Source organism: Streptomyces sp. 13-12-16 (genome assembly GCF_002114215.1).
In the GTDB taxonomy this organism is placed as follows: domain Bacteria; phylum Actinomycetota; class Actinomycetes; order Streptomycetales; family Streptomycetaceae; genus Streptomyces.
In genome coordinates, this window is the sequence record NZ_NCTE01000663.1 from 1 (window position 1) to 1,688 (window position 1,688).

2 protein-coding genes are annotated in these 1,688 nt (G+C 75.2%); both read left to right on the plus strand.

Features of this window, described 5'->3' with window-relative positions:
- On the plus strand, positions 1 to 874 hold an 874-nt coding region (locus tag B7767_RS25500), incomplete at its 5' end, for an acetate--CoA ligase family protein (protein WP_256923565.1).
- A gap of 32 nt (positions 875 to 906) precedes the next feature.
- On the plus strand, positions 907 to 1,503 hold the full coding sequence (locus tag B7767_RS25505) for a DUF5998 family protein (RefSeq protein ID WP_085574246.1): 597 nt from the start codon (positions 907 to 909) through the stop codon (positions 1,501 to 1,503).
- The last annotated feature ends 185 nt before the right edge of the window (positions 1,504 to 1,688 follow it).

Genomic DNA, 1,688 nt, shown 5'->3' on the forward strand with positions numbered 1-1,688 from the left:
CCCCGAGGGCACCCACCTCATCCCCGCCTACCCCGCCGCCGAACGTGCCGTCCGGGCGCTCGCCCAGGCCGTCGCGTACGGCCAGTGGCGGCGGGACGCCGCCGACCCCGGCAAGGTGCCGGAGTACGACGACATCGACGAGCGGGGCGCCGCCGCCCTCATCGAGGGGCTCCTCTCGCGCGGGCAGGGCCTCACCCTCGGCACCGCCGAGACCTACGACCTGCTCGGCACCTACGGCATCCACGTCCACCGCGCCCTCCCCGCCCCGGATCCCGGCACCGCCGCCGAAGCCGCGCGCACCCTCGGCTACCCCGTGGCCCTCAAGGCGACCGCCCCCCACCTGAGGCACCGCGCCGACCTGGGCGGCGTCCGCCTGGACCTGGCCGACGAGGAGCAACTGCGCCGGGCGTACACCGAGTTGACGGAGCTGTTCGGCGCCCCGGAGGAGCTGCGCCCCGTGGTGCAGCGGATGGCCCCGCGCGGTGTCGACACCGTCGTACGCGCGGTCATCGACCCCGCCGCCGGAGCCGTACTGTCCTTCGGCCTCGCCGGGGCCCCCTCCCAGCTGCTCGGGGACATGGCGCACCGGCTGATCCCGGTCGCCGACCGGGACGCGACCTCGCTGGTGCGGTCGATCCGGACCGCCCCGCTGCTGTTCGGCTGGCGCGGCTCGGCACCGGTCGACACCCCGGCGCTGGAGGAGCTGATGCTGAGGGTGTCGCGGCTGGTCGACGATCACCCGGAGGTCGTCGCGGTCACCCTGGAGCCGGTGGTCGTCGCCCCGCGCGGCGTGAGCGTCCTCGGCGCGTCCGTACGCCTCGCCCCGCCGCCCGCCCGTGACGACCTCGGTCCGCGGACCCTGCCCGTGTACTGACCGGTGCCTCGCAGCCGGCGGTCCCCCGTAGGATGGGCGTCATGGCCAAGACCAGTACGACGACCCAGGGGCTGCGGGCGGCGATCGAGCGCAGCGGCTACTACCCGGCCCTCGTGGCCGAGGCGGTGGAGGCCGCCGTGGGCGGCGAGCCCGTCCGGTCGTACCTGGTCCATCAGGAGACGACGTTCGACCAGAACGAGGTGCGGCGGCATGTCACCGTGCTCGTCCTCACCGGCAACCGTTTCATCGTCAGCCACACCGACGAGCAGGCTGCGGACGACACCTCCCCGACGCCGTACGCCACCACGTCCACGGAGTCGGTCAAGCTCGGCCGGATCTCGTCGATCGTGGTCAGCCGTGTGGTCGCCAACCCCGAGTCGTACAAGCCGGGCACGCTGCCGCGCGAGATCGTGCTCACCATCGGCTGGGGCGCCGTCTCCCGCATCGACCTGGAGCCGGCCGCCTGCGGCGACCCCAACTGCGAGGCCGACCACGGCTACACGGGCAGCTCCACGGCCGACGACCTGAGCCTGCGCGTCAGCGAGGCCGGCGACGGCCCGGAGACGGTACGCCAGGCCCTCACCTTCGCGCAGGCCCTGTCCGAGGCGACCGCGGACCAGACACGCTGATGGCACGGCCCACCCCCGGCGCCCGGCCTGCACCGGGCGCGCAGCCCACGCCCGGTACGCGGCCCGTGCCGGGTACGCAGTCCGCACCTGGCGGACAGCCCGCGTCTGACGCACGACCCGCACCCGGCGCGCAACCCGCACCCGGCGCGCAACCCACCCCCGGCGCGCAACCCGCACCTGGCGGG